Origin of the sequence: Asticcacaulis sp. AC466, from assembly GCF_000495815.1 — a bacterium.
Lineage (GTDB): Bacteria > Pseudomonadota > Alphaproteobacteria > Caulobacterales > Caulobacteraceae > Asticcacaulis.
Genome location: NZ_AWGE01000007.1, coordinates 45,848 through 62,015 on the forward strand (window position 1 = coordinate 45,848; position 16,168 = coordinate 62,015).

At 56.3% G+C, this 16,168-nt stretch carries 14 protein-coding genes and 2 tRNA genes; 3 read left to right on the forward strand and 13 right to left on the reverse strand.

The window, feature by feature from the left end:
- Window positions 1–17: 17 nt before the first annotated feature.
- The 9 genes from AEAC466_RS30740 to ndhC all read right to left on the reverse strand — a co-directional run bounded on the left by AEAC466_RS30740 (window position 18) and on the right by ndhC (window position 6,116).
- Entirely contained in the window at window positions 18–452 is a 435-nt protein-coding gene (locus tag AEAC466_RS30740; RefSeq protein WP_023457639.1) for a TM2 domain-containing protein, read from the reverse strand.
- A 14-nt stretch (window positions 453–466) separates the two neighbouring features.
- On the reverse strand, window positions 467–1,780 hold the full coding sequence (gene nuoF / locus AEAC466_RS30745; protein ID WP_023457640.1) for an NADH-quinone oxidoreductase subunit NuoF: 1,314 nt from the start codon (window positions 1,778–1,780) through the stop codon (window positions 467–469).
- Window position 1,781: 1 nt separating this feature from the next.
- Entirely contained in the window at window positions 1,782–2,462 is a 681-nt protein-coding gene (nuoE, locus tag AEAC466_RS30750; protein WP_023457641.1) for an NADH-quinone oxidoreductase subunit NuoE, read from the reverse strand.
- 85 nt (window positions 2,463–2,547) lie between these two features.
- Window positions 2,548–2,979: a hypothetical protein gene (locus AEAC466_RS30755; protein ID WP_235074212.1), complete on the reverse strand. Its 432-nt coding sequence runs from the start codon at window positions 2,977–2,979 to the stop codon at window positions 2,548–2,550.
- Window positions 2,979–3,338: a hypothetical protein gene (locus tag AEAC466_RS30760; RefSeq protein ID WP_023457643.1), complete on the reverse strand. Its 360-nt coding sequence runs from the start codon at window positions 3,336–3,338 to the stop codon at window positions 2,979–2,981. The genes AEAC466_RS30755 and AEAC466_RS30760 overlap by 1 nt, the downstream gene beginning before the upstream one ends.
- Complete coding sequence (locus tag AEAC466_RS30765; protein ID WP_023457644.1) at window positions 3,335–4,549, reverse strand: NADH-quinone oxidoreductase subunit D; 1,215 nt, start codon at window positions 4,547–4,549, stop codon at window positions 3,335–3,337. The genes AEAC466_RS30760 and AEAC466_RS30765 overlap by 4 nt, the downstream gene beginning before the upstream one ends.
- A gap of 24 nt (window positions 4,550–4,573) precedes the next feature.
- Window positions 4,574–5,176 carry an NADH-quinone oxidoreductase subunit C gene (locus tag AEAC466_RS30770; RefSeq protein WP_023457645.1) on the reverse strand — a complete coding sequence of 201 codons (603 nt, stop codon included), beginning with the start codon at window positions 5,174–5,176 and terminating at the stop codon, window positions 4,574–4,576.
- Between the two features lie 11 nt (window positions 5,177–5,187).
- A complete protein-coding gene (locus AEAC466_RS30775) occupies window positions 5,188–5,769 on the reverse strand; it encodes a NuoB/complex I 20 kDa subunit family protein (protein ID WP_162148937.1) in 582 nt (193 codons plus the stop codon).
- Window positions 5,739–6,116, reverse strand: a complete 378-nt coding sequence (gene ndhC / locus AEAC466_RS30780) for an NADH-quinone oxidoreductase subunit A (protein WP_023457647.1) — start codon at window positions 6,114–6,116, stop codon at window positions 5,739–5,741. Before ndhC ends, AEAC466_RS30775 begins: the two co-directional genes overlap by 31 nt.
- 349 nt (window positions 6,117–6,465) lie before the next feature.
- Here ndhC and AEAC466_RS30785 point away from each other — a divergent pair.
- Both AEAC466_RS30785 and AEAC466_RS30790 read left to right on the forward strand, forming a co-directional pair.
- Window positions 6,466–6,542, forward strand: a tRNA-Asp gene (locus AEAC466_RS30785).
- A 399-nt stretch (window positions 6,543–6,941) separates the two neighbouring features.
- A complete protein-coding gene (locus AEAC466_RS30790) occupies window positions 6,942–10,187 on the forward strand; it encodes an autotransporter outer membrane beta-barrel domain-containing protein (protein ID WP_023457648.1) in 3,246 nt (1,081 codons plus the stop codon).
- A 231-nt stretch (window positions 10,188–10,418) separates the two neighbouring features.
- Here the strand turns inward: AEAC466_RS30790 and AEAC466_RS30795 are convergent.
- The 4 genes from AEAC466_RS30795 to clpX all read right to left on the reverse strand — a co-directional run bounded on the left by AEAC466_RS30795 (window position 10,419) and on the right by clpX (window position 15,249).
- Window positions 10,419–10,494, reverse strand: a tRNA-Val gene (locus AEAC466_RS30795).
- Between the two features lie 143 nt (window positions 10,495–10,637).
- A complete protein-coding gene (locus AEAC466_RS30800) occupies window positions 10,638–10,916 on the reverse strand; it encodes an HU family DNA-binding protein (RefSeq protein ID WP_081714588.1) in 279 nt (92 codons plus the stop codon).
- Between the two features lie 377 nt (window positions 10,917–11,293).
- The gene (gene lon / locus AEAC466_RS30805; protein WP_023457650.1) at window positions 11,294–13,687 is read right to left on the reverse strand and encodes an endopeptidase La; all 2,394 of its coding nucleotides are present in this window, start codon (window positions 13,685–13,687) and stop codon (window positions 11,294–11,296) included.
- Between the two features lie 302 nt (window positions 13,688–13,989).
- Window positions 13,990–15,249 carry an ATP-dependent Clp protease ATP-binding subunit ClpX gene (clpX, locus tag AEAC466_RS30810; protein ID WP_023457651.1) on the reverse strand — a complete coding sequence of 420 codons (1,260 nt, stop codon included), beginning with the start codon at window positions 15,247–15,249 and terminating at the stop codon, window positions 13,990–13,992.
- 275 nt (window positions 15,250–15,524) lie between these two features.
- Here clpX and AEAC466_RS30815 point away from each other — a divergent pair, with 275 nt between their 5' ends.
- A complete protein-coding gene (locus AEAC466_RS30815) occupies window positions 15,525–16,160 on the forward strand; it encodes an HAD-IB family hydrolase (RefSeq protein WP_023457652.1) in 636 nt (211 codons plus the stop codon).
- The last annotated feature ends 8 nt before the right edge of the window (window positions 16,161–16,168 follow it).

The following is a 16,168-nucleotide window of genomic DNA, read 5'->3' on the forward strand; positions in this document are numbered from 1 at the left end:
GCACTTTAATTCGTGCATCAAAACCACGATTTGTCTCCCGCGACATAATCTTCGTAAAAGCTCTGGTCCGTCTTGACGAGGTAGATGATCGTCTCGATGAAGGCGATGAAACAAACCAATACACCGGGAACAATCAGAACCCAGCCGATGGTTCCGCACAACAACATGATGATGCCAGCGGTATTCTTGCCCAGATAGAACTTGTGAACCCCCAGCGCGCCGAAAAAAAACGCCAGGATCGCAGCGATCCATTTGTTCTTTTCGCCAATAGCTGTCGCAATGACGTAAATGCTGACAGCCGTGTCCCCAGCCGGTTCGAAATCGATAGTCGATCCGGCCGGAACGTAAACGGTATCCCCCATTAGGTCGCTGACGCTAAAGGTATAGCGCTTGCCATCATCACCGCTGATGAGGCCAGTCGAACCATTGAATGAGAGAACCTTGCCGCGCATCTGTGCTCTATCCCCTACTCGGCCGCGATCGTGTGGCCGGCAAAGTTACCCTTGCTGGAGCGGTAGAGCGTGATTCTATCCTCGATCTCATGACGGAAGTGGCGGATAAGTCCCTGGATTGGCCATGCCGCAGCGTCGCCGAGCGCGCAGATGGTGTGGCCTTCGACCTGGGTCGTGACTTCAAGCAGGGTGTCGATTTCCGAAGGATCGGCATCGCCCTTTACCATACGCTCCATGACCCGCCACATCCAGCCGGTGCCTTCGCGGCACGGGGTGCATTGACCGCAGCTCTCGTGCTTGTAGAAATAGCTCAGACGGGCGATGGCCCGGATAAGGTCCGTGGACTTGTCCATGACGATGACCGCCGCCGTGCCTAAACCGGACTTGAGATTGCGCAGACTGTCGAAATCCATGGGCAGGTTTTCGCACTGTTCGGCGGTGATCATCGGCACCGACGAACCGCCGGGAATAACAGCCTTAAGGTTACCCCAGCCGCCACGAATACCGCCGCAGTGATCTTCGATCAACTGGCGGAACGGAATAGACATGGCTTCTTCGACATTGCACGGCTTGTTGACGTGGCCGGATACGCAGAACAGCTTGGTGCCTGCATTGTTCGGTGCGCCGAAAGAAGCAAACCAGGCCGCGCCGCGGCGAAGGATGGTGCCAACAACCGCGATCGATTCGACGTTATTTACGGTGGTTGGGCAACCATAAAGGCCAGAACCGGCCGGGAATGGCGGCTTCAGGCGGGGCTGCCCCTTCTTGCCTTCAAGCGATTCGAGCAGCGCGGTTTCTTCACCGCAGATATAGGCGCCGGCGCCATGGTGGATATAGACGTCGAAGTCCCAGCCATGCACATTGTTTTTGCCAATCAGCTTGGCCTCATAGGCCTGCTTGACGGCGGCTTCCATGCGTTCGCGCTCGAGGACATATTCGCCGCGCAGATAGATATAACAGGCGTGCGCCTGCATGGAGAAGGAGGCGATAAGGCAGCCTTCGATCAGCAGATGCGGATCGTGGCGCATTATCTCGCGGTCCTTACACGTGCCGGGTTCGGATTCGTCAGCATTGACCACCAGATAGTGCGGCCGATCCTTGACTTCCTTCGGCATGAAGGACCATTTCAACCCGGTCGAGAAGCCGGCGCCGCCGCGACCACGCAGGCCGGAATTCTTCACATTGGTTATGATCCATTCAGCGCCATAGGACAGGATGTCCTTTGTGCTGTTCCACGCGCCGCGCTGCTTCGCCCCCTCCAGGCCCCAATCGTGGAAACCGTACAGGTTGGTGAAAATGCGATCTTTGTCTTCGAGAATACCGACCATGTTAAGCCTTCACCTCCGTGCCCGGGCTAGCCGCCTCGGGAGCGTTCGGAATTTTCACTGCCTTGGCGGCCGAGCCATCATACAGTTTCGGATCCAGCAGCGTCTGGGCGCCGCCTAACGGCTCCGAGGTGTGGCGGCCGTTGTACGGGCCAGCCTTGGGTGATTTACCTGCAGCGAAATCGTCGATGATCTGGGCCAGATTTTCCGGCGTCAGGTCTTCGTAGAAGTAGTCGTTGATCTGGGCCATCGGCGCATTGCAGCACGCGCCCAGACATTCCACTTCCTGCCACGTGAACTTGCCGTCTTTGGACAGCTTGTCCTTGGGCCCGATCTTGTCCTTGCATACCTTCATCAGGGCGTCTGATCCGCGCAGCATACACGGCGTCGTGCCGCACACCTGAATCAAAGCCGCCGAACCGACCGGTTCCAGCATGAACATGGTATAGAAGGTCGCAACTTCGAAGACGCGGATTTGCGGCATCCCAAGCAGCTTTGCGATAGCGGTGATGGCCGGCTCACTGACCCAGCCCTCCTGCTTTTGCACGAGCCACAATATTGGGATGACCGCGCTTTGGCGGCGCGATACCGGATACTTGGCAATCCACCAGTTGGCCTTTTCCAGCGTTTCAGCGGAAAAAGTGAAACTGGCCGGTTGTTCCTTGGCGAGACGACGAACAGCCATCAGACCCCTCTACAATTACAGACCGGCCGGGCTTTACACCCGAAACCGATTAAAGACAGTCGAAAAAATACGGACTTCACAGGTTTCATCGTGCAGCCCCCGTTTTGGCGGCCCGCGCCTGCGCCTTGGCGGCGTCAATATGGCGCCCCATGGCCACGACGAAAGGCAGCCGCCGCAAAACCATACGGAAAGCGATAGCGCAAATGACAAAACCACCCCACACTTCCGGCTTATTGAGCTCGGGGTGCAGATCGTAGACAAAAACTTTGAAACCGATAGACAAGGCCAGGTACGGGATCAAAATGGCGCCCCAGCGCACAAATTCATCTTTCAGAAAGCCGCCGGCGCCGCCGGGATGGTATTTCCAGGCGGATTGACTGACCAGCCAACGGATCATGACGATGAAGGTGACAACGACCAGGGTGCCAATGGTGGAAAACAACACCATCAATAGCGGGTGACTGTGTTGCCAAGCTAGCGAGGCCGCCTGTTGTTGTGCTGGGGTCATGTGCTGCATCACGGCCTCATCGATTCGTAACGCGCATTACGGGCAGCGCGAACGCGGTTTTGCGCTGCCGCCACGAACGGCAGTCGTCGCATACCGAGCAGGCCCATGACAGCGATGCCGAGAAGGACGTAACGTGCGGTTTCATTTTCAAGCGCAGGATTGACAGTTGTCGCAATACTGAAGCCGGCGACACAGATAAGCATGGGCAGGACAGGCAGAAAGAAATAGATCAGCATGTCCGTAATGAAGCCGCGGCTGCCCCTGGGATGAAACGGCCAGTTCGGCCGCGACATCCCGATGCTCAAGGCCAGCATGGCGATGAGCAGAGCCGAGGCGATCAGGACGCCAATGAGTGGGCTGTCACTCATCGGTCGATTTCCCCGAACACGATATCGAGCGAGCCAAGGATGGCAGAGACGTCGGCCAGCAGGTGCCCGCGGTTCATCCAGTCCATAGCCTGAAGGTGCGGGAAGCCCGGCGCGCGGATTTTGCAGCGGTACGGCTTGTTTGTGCCATCGGACACGAGATAGACGCCGAATTCACCCTTGGGCGCTTCAACGCAGGCATAAACTTCGCCTTCCGGCGTCTTGAAGCCTTCGGTATACAGCTTGAAGTGATGGATCAAAGCTTCCATCGAATTCTTCATTTCAGCGCGGCGCGGCGGTGTTACCTTGTGGTCTGTCGACAGCACTGGTCCAGAAGTTGTCTTAAGCTTTTCAAGACATTGTTCCATGATCTTGACGGACTGCTTCATTTCTTCGACGCGGCACAGATACCGGTCCCAGCAGTCGCCGTTCTTGCCCAGAACGATGTCGAACTCAAGTTCGGCGTAGCATTCGTAGGGCTGGCTCTTGCGCAGATCCCATGCGATGTTCGACCCACGGATCATAACACCGGTAAAGCCCCAGTCGTAAGCCTGTTGTTTCGACACCACGCCGATGTCGACGTTACGTTGCTTGAAAATCCGATTTTCGGTGACAAGCGACTCAATGTCTTTCAGAGCCGGCAGGAATTCCCGGCACCATGTGACCATGTCCGCGATCAATTCCGGCGGCAGATCCTGGTGAACGCCGCCTGGACGGAAATAGTTGGCGTGCAGGCGCGCGCCGCAGGCGCGTTCGTAGAACACCATCAGCTTTTCGCGTTCTTCGAAGCCCCACAACGGTGGCGTCAAAGCGCCGACGTCCATCGCCTGAGTGGTGACATTGAGGATGTGCGACAGAATACGGCCGATTTCGGAAAACAGGACGCGGATATATTGCGCGCGCTTGGGGACTTCGAGACCCAGCAACTTTTCGATGGCCAGCACGAAAGCGTGCTCCTGGTTCATCGGCGCGACGTAGTCCAGGCGATCGAAGTAGGGCACGTTCTGAAGATAGGTGCGCGACTCCATCAATTTTTCGGTGCCGCGATGGAGAAGCCCGATGTGCGGATCTACGCGCTCGACCATTTCACCATCGAGGTCGAGCACAAGGCGCAGAACCCCGTGGGCCGCAGGGTGCTGCGGACCGAAATTGATCGTAAACTTGCGATCATCATCGCCTTTTTCGACCGGAGGCGGCGTCATACCATCTGCCATGAAATCAAACCTTTAGAGGTAAACTTAAACTTTCGCCTTCTCGTCGCCCGGGAGCACGTACTGCGCGCCCTCCCACGGCGACAGGAAGTCGAACTTACGATATTCCTGAACCAACTTTACGGGTTCGTAGATCACGCGCTTTTGCTCTTCGTCGTAACGGACCTCGACATGGCCCGTCATCGGGAAGTCTTTGCGCAACGGATGGCCTTCGAAACCGTAATCGGTCAGCAGCCGGCGTAGGTCCGGGTGGTTCGAGAAAAGCATACCATACATGTCGAACGCTTCGCGTTCGTACCAGTCGGCATTCGGATAGACGCTGCGAATCGACGGCACGGGAACAATCTCGTCCGTGCGAACCTTAACGCGTAGACGAATATTCTGCGTGAGCGACAACAGGTGATAGACGACGTCGAAGCGCTCCGCGCGCTTCGGGTAATCGGCCCCGCACACATCGATCAGCTGATGGAAACGATAAGGCTCGGCCTTAAGCCAGGTCATGATCTCGACGATGCGTTCGCGATCGACGGTCAGGGTCAGTTCACCAAAGGCCAGAACCGATTCCAGAATCGCTTCCTTGAAATCACCGGCGGCGCGTTCGGCCAGGGCTTGTAGTTTTTCGATACTCATAACCCCTCCCCTTAGCGACGGATGCTGCCGGTACGGCGAATTTTCTTCTGCAATTGCAGAAGACCGTACAAAAGCGCTTCAGCGGACGGTGGGCAACCAGGGACATATACATCCACGGGCACCACGCGATCACATCCGCGTACGACGCTATATGAATAGTGATAGTAACCGCCACCGTTGGCGCACGAGCCCATGGACAAGACGTAACGCGGGTCCGGCATCTGGTCATAGACCTTACGAAGGGCGGGCGCCATCTTGTTTGTCAGCGTGCCGGCGACGATCATCAGATCGGACTGGCGTGGGCTGGCGCGCGGAGCCATGCCGAAGCGTTCCATATCGTAACGCGGCATCGACGCCTGCATCATTTCGACGGCGCAGCAGGCCAGGCCGAACGTCATCCACATCAGAGAGCCCGTACGGGCCCAGGTGATGACGTCATCGGCCGAAGCGACGAGAAAGCCCTTTTCATTGAGCTCCATCGAGACCTGCTCGAAAAACTTGTCGTGGACCGCGGGATCGTAGCCTTCAACCGAAGAACGCCCGGCGGATCCGGCAGGAAGGACTATTCCCATTCGAGGGCTCCCTTTTTCCACACATATATATAACCAAGGCCGAGTTCGACCAGGAAGGTGACCATCGACCAGAAGGCCACGTGCATGCCGCCATTAGGCATGTCGAACAATGACACGGCCCATGGGAACAGGAAGGAGGCTTCCAGGTCGAAAATGATAAAGAGAATCGACACCAGGTAAAAACGTACGTCGAACTTCTGGCGCGCCGAGTCAAAAGCATTAAAGCCGCACTCATAGGCGGACAGCTTTTCCGTATCCGGCGCCTTGGGCGCAATAACCAGGGCGCCGATCATAAAGCCCAGCCCCAGGACGGTGGCTATGACTATGAAGATGATGACGGGGAGATATTGCAAAAGAAATGCGTTCATAAGGCTCGCCTCAACCCCTCACTAATAAGACACAGAACGCGTCCGTCGCCATTAACTACGGAAAGGGACTCGTTTCACATGGCTATTAGACCAGTCTGTTGAAAGCTTCAAACCTTTGCAGCGCAAAAATGCCTTCTTTTGCCCACTTTCTTTCACTTTAAAGGCATAGAATTGAGACAATGAAAATCGTTCGCAGATATTTGCGGTGCAGACGAAGTTATCCAGAGGTTTGCCCATAATTTCGATGTTTTCGTGTTTTTATGTGTTGACACCCCCCTGCCTGCCGAACTACTAAGCGCACCTCTTCAACGGCCACACGGCAACGGGCGGCCAGCGAAGATAAGGGAATGCGGGTGTAGCTCAGTTGGTTAGAGTGTCGGCCTGTCACGCCGAAGGTCGCGGGTTCGAGCCCCGTCACTCGCGCCACCCTTGCTTTAAAGCAAAGGTGGCACCGCATTTCTCCCTTTTTCCTTTCTGTAGAACTTAATTACACGATTGCGGCGCAGCGGTTTTACGCTCGTCGTTTTTTTCGTGCCTGCGCCCCGTCTCACCCCTCATTCGCCATCACCAACGGTTGGGAATCGTGGCGTTGCCGACGTCTGCGGACATAATAAAGCCCTCTTTGTTTCTGAGTTTGCGGCCCAAATGGGGAACATGTGTCCGCTTTGGGGGATTTTGGCGCTTGTTAAACAGGTTTGCCACCTTTTCGCCCGTTGAAATAAAGGTTAATAGGTGACGAGAGTCCAAGCGAACTGCATATAATCGAGGGCCGTCTGGTCCCGCCTCCATCCACAGTGATCCAAAGCATCCCAGGAAGCTTACCAAATGCGCAAAAACAAACTTCTGACCGCTACCGCCCTCACCTTGACTATGGGGGTAATCGCCGCCGTTGGCGCGGGCAGTCAGGCATTTGCCGCCACCACGATTTCGACGGCGACGACTGCGCCGGTCAAGACGTCCGTAACGGGGGATCTGACGGTTGATTCGGCCGGTTCTATTGCGGTCACCAGCGGAAACGCCATCACGGTCGATTCGGACAATTCAGTAACGCTGAACGGTAAAGTAGACATGCTGAAGTCTACCGATGGATCAACGGGCGTACTGATCAGCGGAGGCCACACCGGAAATCTGACCGTTGCCGCCAATATCACTGTGACGGATGACTATACGGAAACGGACACCAAAAACGCTGACGGCATTTTGGACGGGCCGTTCTCTGATGGTAAGACGCGCTACGGCATCCACTCCACGGGTACAACGCCGTTTATCGGTAATGTAGCCATAGCCAGTACAAGCACGATTGCCGTGGACGGCGACAATTCCTACGGCATCCGGTTTGAGAATCGGGTCCAGGGCAATGTCTCGATGGCGGGGACCATTACGCTCAACGGCAATAACAGCACGGCCGTCTCGTTGGAAAACGGCGCATCGGGTAATGTGTATCTGTCCGGGGCCATCAACGCGCGCGGCCAAAATTCCAAGGCGGTTAATCTGACCGGCAACTTCGATGGCAATGTCGTCATCGACGGTACCTATACAGGTACGGGCTACGCCACGGTCAATTCCCTGACAAGCGATGCGCTGACGAAAGTCTTGGCAACGCCGGAAGACATGTATCAGGCTGGGCCGTTGATTACGGTTGGCGGCAATCTGGCGCATGGCTTGCTGATCGGTTCGGCGGTTACCATAGACACCAGCGACGCCAACAAAAACAATACGGACCAGGATGGCGATGGCAATCCTGACTCGACACAAAAGACCGCGACCCTGACCAATTACGGCGCGGCCCCTGCACTCCTCGTCGGCTCCGCCAGCCAGGATATCACACTGGGTGGCGTGGTTTACGGTTCGACGGCGCTTAGCCCGCCGGCCATCAATTATGGACTGTTGATTCGCGGCAATGTGTCCGGCGTTGGCGTATATCAGAACATCGATAGTGTGGCGATCCAACTGGGCGGTCTGGGGCACGCGGTCAACATAGCCAACGGTATCGGCATCAAAGGTGTGGTGACGTCCACCGGTTTTGGCGGCAACGGAACGGCCTTGTCGCTGCAATCGGGAGCCTCTACGCCGCTGCTTGATGTCAGCAGTACGCTCCGTGGCGTCTCGAACTCCGCCACAACCTCGACGACGACCAACGGTACGACCACCTATTCCACGGTCGGAAACAAGACGGCGTTGGCGCTTGGTATTCAGTCGGGCGCCAGCCTGCCGGCCATCAACGTCGCCGTGGGGGGCACTATCGCGGCGTCCGCGACGGGATCGACACAAAATGCCATCGCCATTCAGGACCAATCCAACACCCTGACGACGATCACCAACAAGAATATCATCAGCGCCACGATCACGGCGTCAGACGACAATGGCGACGGCGTTGCCGATACGATTGTCAACCGCGGTATCGCTATTGATACGCGGACCAATTCAGTCGGTCTGACGATTACACAGGTCGATACCGCCCCTACGGATAGCGCCGCCGATCTGGCCATCCCTGCGCCCTATATACTCGGCGACATCCTGCTCGGTTCGGGGAACGATTCTATTTCCTCGTCGGGTGGTCTGATCTCCGGGAATATCGATTTTGGCGGCGGTGCCAACAGCTTCACGCTGACTGACAAAGCGTCCTATATAGGCAAGATGACCGGTAGCGGCACGGTTGCGATGGATATCGCTTCTGGAAACCTGGCTCTATATTCAGGGTCGCAACTCAACCTGACCAATCTGCACGTCGGCGCGACCAGCACCTTGTCTTTGACGCTGGATACCGCTCACCCGACGACGCCGATCTTCACCAACTCGGGGACAGCCATCTTCGACGACGGCGCGGCGGTGAATCTGGCGCTCAACAACCTGATTGTTACGCCTACGGTTTTCACCGTCATGACGGCCTCGAATATCAGCCTGGGTAATCTCGCGACGACCAGCCTGGATGGCAAGATACCCTATCTCTACCATGCCGATTTGGCCACCAATGCCGGCAAAACCGAACTCTATGCTAATTTCCGCCTGAAGAATCAGCAGGAAGCTCAGCTGTCGGATAACCAGTATTCGGCGCTTGCGCCTGTGCTGTCCGTTGTCGGTAAGGATTCCGGTGCTACGGCGTCGCTAATGGTGCAGTTGACCAAGGCCGGGTTCGATCAGATATACAACCAATACCTGCCTGACTATTCGGGTGAAAACCTGCTGGCGCTGGCACAAGGCCCCTCAGCCCTGAACCGTACGCTTGGGTCCTTGACCCTCGTTCCGGATAACAATCAGGGCCAGTGGTGGTTCCAGGAGCATGGCTACCAAGTGCAGCGTGATTACGGCGAAACCGCCGGCTTCAAGGCCACTGGCTTCAATTTTGCCGGCGGCCGCGAACGCGAAGTATATGGCAATCAGATGCTCGGCCTGTATCTGTCCTATAACTCGTCATCGCCGTTGGATACCTTCGCCATCGCCAAGGAAGATATGGTCAACTCCGACCTGACGTTGGGGGGCTACTGGCGCCTGCGTACCGGTGCCCTGAAGAGCTGGGCTCAGGCCGGTGCCGGTTACACCTCGTTCGAGACGACACGTAACATACTGACGTCGACCGTTAATCACATCGCCACGGCCAAATGGAATGGCTATTCGTACAGCGCGGGCCTCGGCGCATCCTATGACTTCAAGGCCGGCTATTTCGGTGTTACGCCTCAGATCATGGCCAGCTATTATGGTTTGAAGGAAAATGCGCACACGGAAACGGGGGGCGGTGATTATTTCGACCTGACTGTAGGCAAGCGCGACAGCCATCTGCTGACCTCTTCAGCCTTGTTGAATGTCAGCTACAGCCGCTTCTTCGTGAAGCCGGAAGTCTGGGTTGGCTATAAGCAGAATGTATCGGCACAGATCGCCGACACGGTGTCCAATTTCAAGGGTGTGACGCCCTTCACGCTCAATGGCGGAAATATCGAGGGCGGCGGTCCTGTGGCAGGCTTCCGCATTTCGGCAGATAACCAGTACAGCTACTTCTCGCTCGAAGGTGAATACGAAAAGCAGGATGCCTACACCAACTACTCAGTCAGTTTGCGGACTCGCTTCCAGTTCTGATCTGGATGGTTTGATCTGTGTGGATTGCAAAATGAAAGCCGCTTCGGACGTTGTCCGGGGCGGCTTTTGTTATTGGGTGTCCTAGGAAAGGCCCTTATTCTCTATAGGCTCCAGGCAGCGCTCTACAAGGCCATTCGCCCCCACTCGCATCGAGATGTAAGACGTGGTGCCGTACGCGCTCCGGCAGGCGCTGAAACCGCGTCCGTTAGGGGAATACAAGTGTGGAAAAAATGGTGGGCGATGACGGGATCGAACCGCCGACCTACTCGGTGTAAACGAGCCGCTCTGCCAGCTGAGCTAATCGCCCCTTCCAGGGAGCGCCTCATGTGCCAAGACTGCTCCTATAAGTCAAGAGGCGTTTCCATGTCCTGGCATAAAAATACCTGACACGGAAACGCCTCTAACGTCTTCAAGGTTGCGATAGCACCCTTGTATGCCTTTGAGCGGCTATTAGCCGTTCAGCGCGCCCTTCAGGCCTTCGCCGACGCGGAAACGCGCGGTCACTGAAGCCGGGCGCTGGACGGTTTCACCCGTGCGCGGGTTGCGGGCCGTGCCGGCTTCGCGCTTGACGGCCAGGAAGGTGCCGAAGCCAACGAGGCGCACGTCGTCCCCCTTCTTCAGGGCGCCTACCACGCTGTCTGTGAAGGCGTCGAGGGCCTTCTTGGCTTGATCCTTGGTCAGACCGGCCTGATCGGCGATGGCGGCCACGAGTTCAGCTTTCGTCATAATCTCTCTCCCTTACCCGTCTTGGGGTCAGTTGCTAAGCTTACCCCTAACGGCAGGCACTCTGGCCATGACTCGTTAACGGGTGAGCCAGATAGAGACTACAAAAACACACGTGCGTCAAAGCAATAAATGCCGTTTTTTGCACTGCAAACCGTGTTTTTTAAAGGGTTTGCGCATTTTCACGGCCTTTTGACCGGCCTAAAACCGCTTGCCACCCAAAATTGAACCAGACTGTACGGTAAAAACGAACCGATGCTCCGCAAAGCCTTGTGGATAAAGGAACTGATTCAACCAGGTGAGTCGCTGAAATGCAACTGGCACACAAACAAACGCCCCGGTGACTTTTATCACCGGGGCGCTTCATTTCGTCACATAGCCGCTCAGTGAGCGGTGGCGGCATCCGAATCATCGGCCGGAGCCGTCGTTCCTGCCGCTATGACCGGCTCTATCCAGTCAATCGGGGTCAATGGTTTTGTCAGAGCATGCTTAAGCACCTCTTCCGCCTGGCTGACCGGAATGATCTCCAGGCCGGATTTGACGTTTGCCGGCAGGTCGACGAGATCCTTCTCGTTTTCCTTCGGGATAAGTACCGTCTTGATGCCGGAGCGCAGAGCTGCCAGCAACTTTTCCTTAAGCCCGCCGATCGGCAACACGCGACCACGCAAGGTGATTTCGCCCGTCATGGCGAGGTCCTTGCGAACCGGAATACCCGTCAGGACCGAGACCATGGCCGTGACCATGGCGACGCCGGCCGAAGGGCCATCCTTTGGCGTTGCGCCTTCCGGAACGTGCACGTGGACGTCCGTTCTGTCGAATACGGGCGGCAGGATGCCGAACCTGGGCGCGAGCGCCTTGACGTAGGAATTGGCCGCGGAGACGGATTCCTTCATCACTTCCTTCAGGTTTCCGGTCACCTTCATATTGCCCTTGCCAGGCATCTTGATGGCTTCGATGGTGAGTATATCCCCGCCGAATTCCGTCCATGCCAAGCCGGTGACAATGCCGACCTGATCGACCTCGTCCGTTGCGCCATAATGATATTTGCGTACGCCGGCATATTTCGACAGACGTTCGCCGTCGATCGTAATCGACTTGACGTTTTCACGCGCCAGATCGCGGATCGTCTTACGCGCCAGATTACCCAATTCTCTCTCCAGAGACCGCACGCCCGCCTCCCGCGTGTAGTAGCGGATCAGGTCGCGCACCGCTTCTTCCGGTACGATGAATTCCTCGGCAGACAGGCCATGCTCCTTCATAAGGCCGGGCAGGACGTGGCGCTGTGCAATCTCGACCTTTTCATCCTCGGTGTACCCGGGGATACGGATGATTTCCATCCGGTCAAGCAGTGGTTGCGACATGTTTAGCGAGTTCGCCGTGGTCACGAACATGATCTTTGACAGATCATAATCGACTTCGAGGTAGTGGTCTGCGAAGGTCGAATTCTGCGCCGGATCGAGTACCTCAAGCAGGGCCGAGGCGGGATCGCCACGCCAATCATTGCCCATCTTGTCAATTTCATCGAGCAGGAAGAAGGCGTTGGTGGTCTTCACCTTCTTCATGTTCTGAATGATCTTGCCGGGCATTGAGCCGATATAGGTGCGGCGGTGGCCGCGAATTTCCGATTCATCGCGCACGCCGCCTAGCGAAATACGGACGAATTCGCGATTGGTCGCCTTGGCGATGGATTTGCCGAGCGATGTCTTGCCGACGCCCGGAGGACCGACCAGGCACAGGATCGGACCTTTCAGGGTGCCCATGCGGGCCTGAACAGCTAGATGTTCAAGGATGCGTTCCTTGACCTTTTCCAGGCCATAATGATCGGCTTCGAGGATATCCTCCGCCTTCTTTAGGTCGATGGGCTTCGGCTTGGCGGCACCCCAAGGGATGGCTAGAAGCCAGTCGAGATAGTTGCGCACGACGGTGCTTTCGGCCGACATGGGCGACATGTGACGCAGCTTGTTGAGCTCGGCCATCGCCTTGGTGCGGGCTTCCTTGGAAAGCTTCGTGCCCTTGATCTTCTTTTCAAGATCGGCCAGCTCGTCCTTGCCCTCGTCCTGCTCACCCAGTTCGCGCTGAATGGCCTTCATCTGCTCATTCAGGTAATATTCGCGCTGGGTCTTTTCCATCTGGCGCTTGACGCGCGAACGGATTTTCTTTTCGACTTGCAGGACGGAGATTTCGCCTTCCATCAGCGCATAGATTTTTTCCAGGCGCTTGGTGACCGACAATTGCTCCAGCAGGGCCTGCTTGTCCTGAATCTTGACAACCAGATGTGCCGCAATTGAGTCAGCCAGTACGTCGGCATCGGTGATTTCGGCGATCGCGTTCAGGCTTTCCGGCGGAATTTTCTTGTTCAGCTTGATATAGTTTTCAAACTGTTCAGCGACGGCGCGTTGCAGCGCTTCGGCGTCAGGGCCTTCGGCCAGATTGGCGTCAAGCACATAGGCTTCGGCTTCATAATACCGATCCGTGGACACAAAGCGCTTTACGCGCGCACGTTGCTTGCCTTCGACAAGCACCTTCACGGTGCCGTCTGGCAGTTTCAGCAGTTGCAGCACATTGGCCAAGACGCCGATTTCATAGATGGCGTCGGCGGTGGGGTCGTCGTCCGAGGAATTCTTCTGGGTTGCGAGCAGAATCTGCTTGTCGCCCTTCATGACCTCATCCAGCGCCTGAACGGATTTCTCACGGCCGACGAACAGAGGTACGACCATGTGCGGAAACACCACGATATCGCGCAACGGCAGTACGGGGATGGTCAAAACATCTAACATGGATACTCCTTGCGGGTTTAACCGCTTCACAGACTCAGCCGCCGGATGCTCAAAGCATAAACCCTAGGCGTACAGGCTCAACAGAGTCTTAATATAAACCGCGCCGTTTTGGAAACGAAAGGGGGGATAAGTCCCCTTGGCCCCCGCCACAGCGCCTTGATCTCAATGTGGTGAATGCGGACGAAAGTTCAAGACGACGGGTTTCGCATGTCTTTATGCGGTTCAATCGGCTGTATAGACAAATAAAAACGCGGCCCCGTTTCCGAGGCCGCGTTTCCTTGCCAATTGAAAGCGATGTGGCTTTACGCCGCGCCGCCCGAACGCTTTTCGGCGTAGATCATCAGAGGCTGGGCACGTTCTTCGACGACCTCGCCATTGATAACCACCTCTTCTACGCCCTGCATGTTCGGCAGTTCGTACATGGTCTCAAGCAGGATGCCTTCCAGGATGGAGCGCAGGCCGCGGGCACCAGTCTTACGCACGATGGCGCGCTTGGCCACCGCGTACAACGCTTCGTCGGTGAAGTTGAGCGAAACATTTTCCATCTCGAAGAGGCGTTGATATTGCTTGATCAACGCATTCTTCGGCTCAGTCAGAATCTTGACCAGGGTATGCTCATCCAGATCTTCCAAGGTCGCCAGAACCGGCAGACGGCCAATGAATTCCGGGATCAGACCGAACTTCATCAAATCGTCCGGTTCGACTTCGCGTAAGACTTCGCCGGTGCGACGATCTTCTGGGTCTTTCACCGAAGCGCCAAAGCCGATCGAAGAGCCCTTGCCACGGCTGGAAATGATCTTTTCCAAGCCGGCGAAGGCGCCCCCGCAGATGAACAGAATATTAGTCGTGTCGACCTGGAGGAATTCCTGCTGCGGATGTTTGCGACCGCCCTGAGGCGGAACCGAAGCAACCGTGCCTTCCATGATCTTGAGCAAGGCCTGTTGCACGCCTTCGCCCGAAACGTCGCGGGTGATCGATGGGTTGTCGGACTTGCGCGAAATCTTGTCGACTTCGTCGATGTAGACGATGCCGCGTTGCGCGCGTTCGACATTGTAATCGGCCGCCTGCAGCAGCTTCAGGATGATGTTTTCGACGTCTTCACCGACATAACCGGCTTCGGTCAGGGTCGTGGCGTCGGCCATAGTGAACGGCACATCGATGATGCGGGCAAGGGTCTGGGCCAGCAATGTCTTGCCGGAACCGGTTGGGCCGATGAGCATGATGTTGGACTTCGCCAACTCGACATCGTTGCCCTTCTGCGCATGGTTCAAACGCTTGTAGTGATTGTGTACCGCAACCGAAAGGACCTTCTTCGCCTGGCCCTGGCCGATGACGTAATCATCGAGGACTTCGCGAATTTCCTTCGGCGTCGGCACCCCGTCCTTCGACTTAACGAAGGCGATCTTGTGCTCTTCACGGATAATGTCCATGCACAGCTCGACGCATTCATCGCAGATGAAGACGGTCGGCCCGGCGATAAGTTTGCGCACCTCGTGCTGGCTCTTTCCGCAGAAAGAACAGTAAAGAGTGCTTTTGCTGTCGCCTGTCGCAGCTTTGGTCATGTGTCTCTTTTCACCTTCAACTGGCGGAAACTCGATTCACAAACCTTGAATCAAGGCGCCGCCCTTACATGGTATCCTAGGGCCTCAAGCCTTAACAAAGGCTAATTTCGGTCCGGAATACCCCTAACATCGTCCGTATCGATACGCATTTATGCACAGTTTAGACCACGCCTCAACCGGCTTGCTCAATCAATGGGTCGCTTAACTATCTTTATATGGGATAAAGGGTACGGAATGAAAGCCGTACCGGCTGGATTTGGGAGTTTTTGCCGCCGATGTCGAAGAAAACCGATACGAAATTGACCGCCGAATCAAAAAAGATAATCGCGTTCGATTTCGATGGTACGCTCACTTGGACGGATAGCCTCGTTGCTTTTCTCCATGCAAGCTCAGGTGGCTTGCAAATAGCAAGCGCCCTCGCGTTTCAGCCGTCTATGCTGTTGAATTATCTGAAAACAAAGGATCGTGGCGCACTTAAGGCGCGTCTTCTGCATCGCCTCCTGGGAGACATTTCTCAGGGTGACTTGGAAACGCTGGTCAAGGCCTTCGTCACCAAAACCGGCCATAGCTTGTTCCGGCCCGATGCCCTTCGGGCGTGGGAGGGGCATGACCAGCCGGACTGCCTGCGGGTGATCGTCACAGCGTCGCCGGAACTGCTTGTAGGGCCGTTCGGACGTTTGATCGGCGCCGATCGCGTCATCGGTACCCGCCTGAAATTTTCAGGCAGCGGAGGATTATTGCCGGTGCTTGATGGCGTGAATTGCCGTGGCGAAGAAAAGATGTGCCGTCTGCGCGAAGCGTTCGGCCCGGATCTCGACCTGGATAGCGCGTATGGCGACACGTCTGGCGACACGGAAATGCTGGCGGCCGCTCGGCACGGCCACTATCGCGTCTTTACTCAAAAGCCATAAAAAAAAAC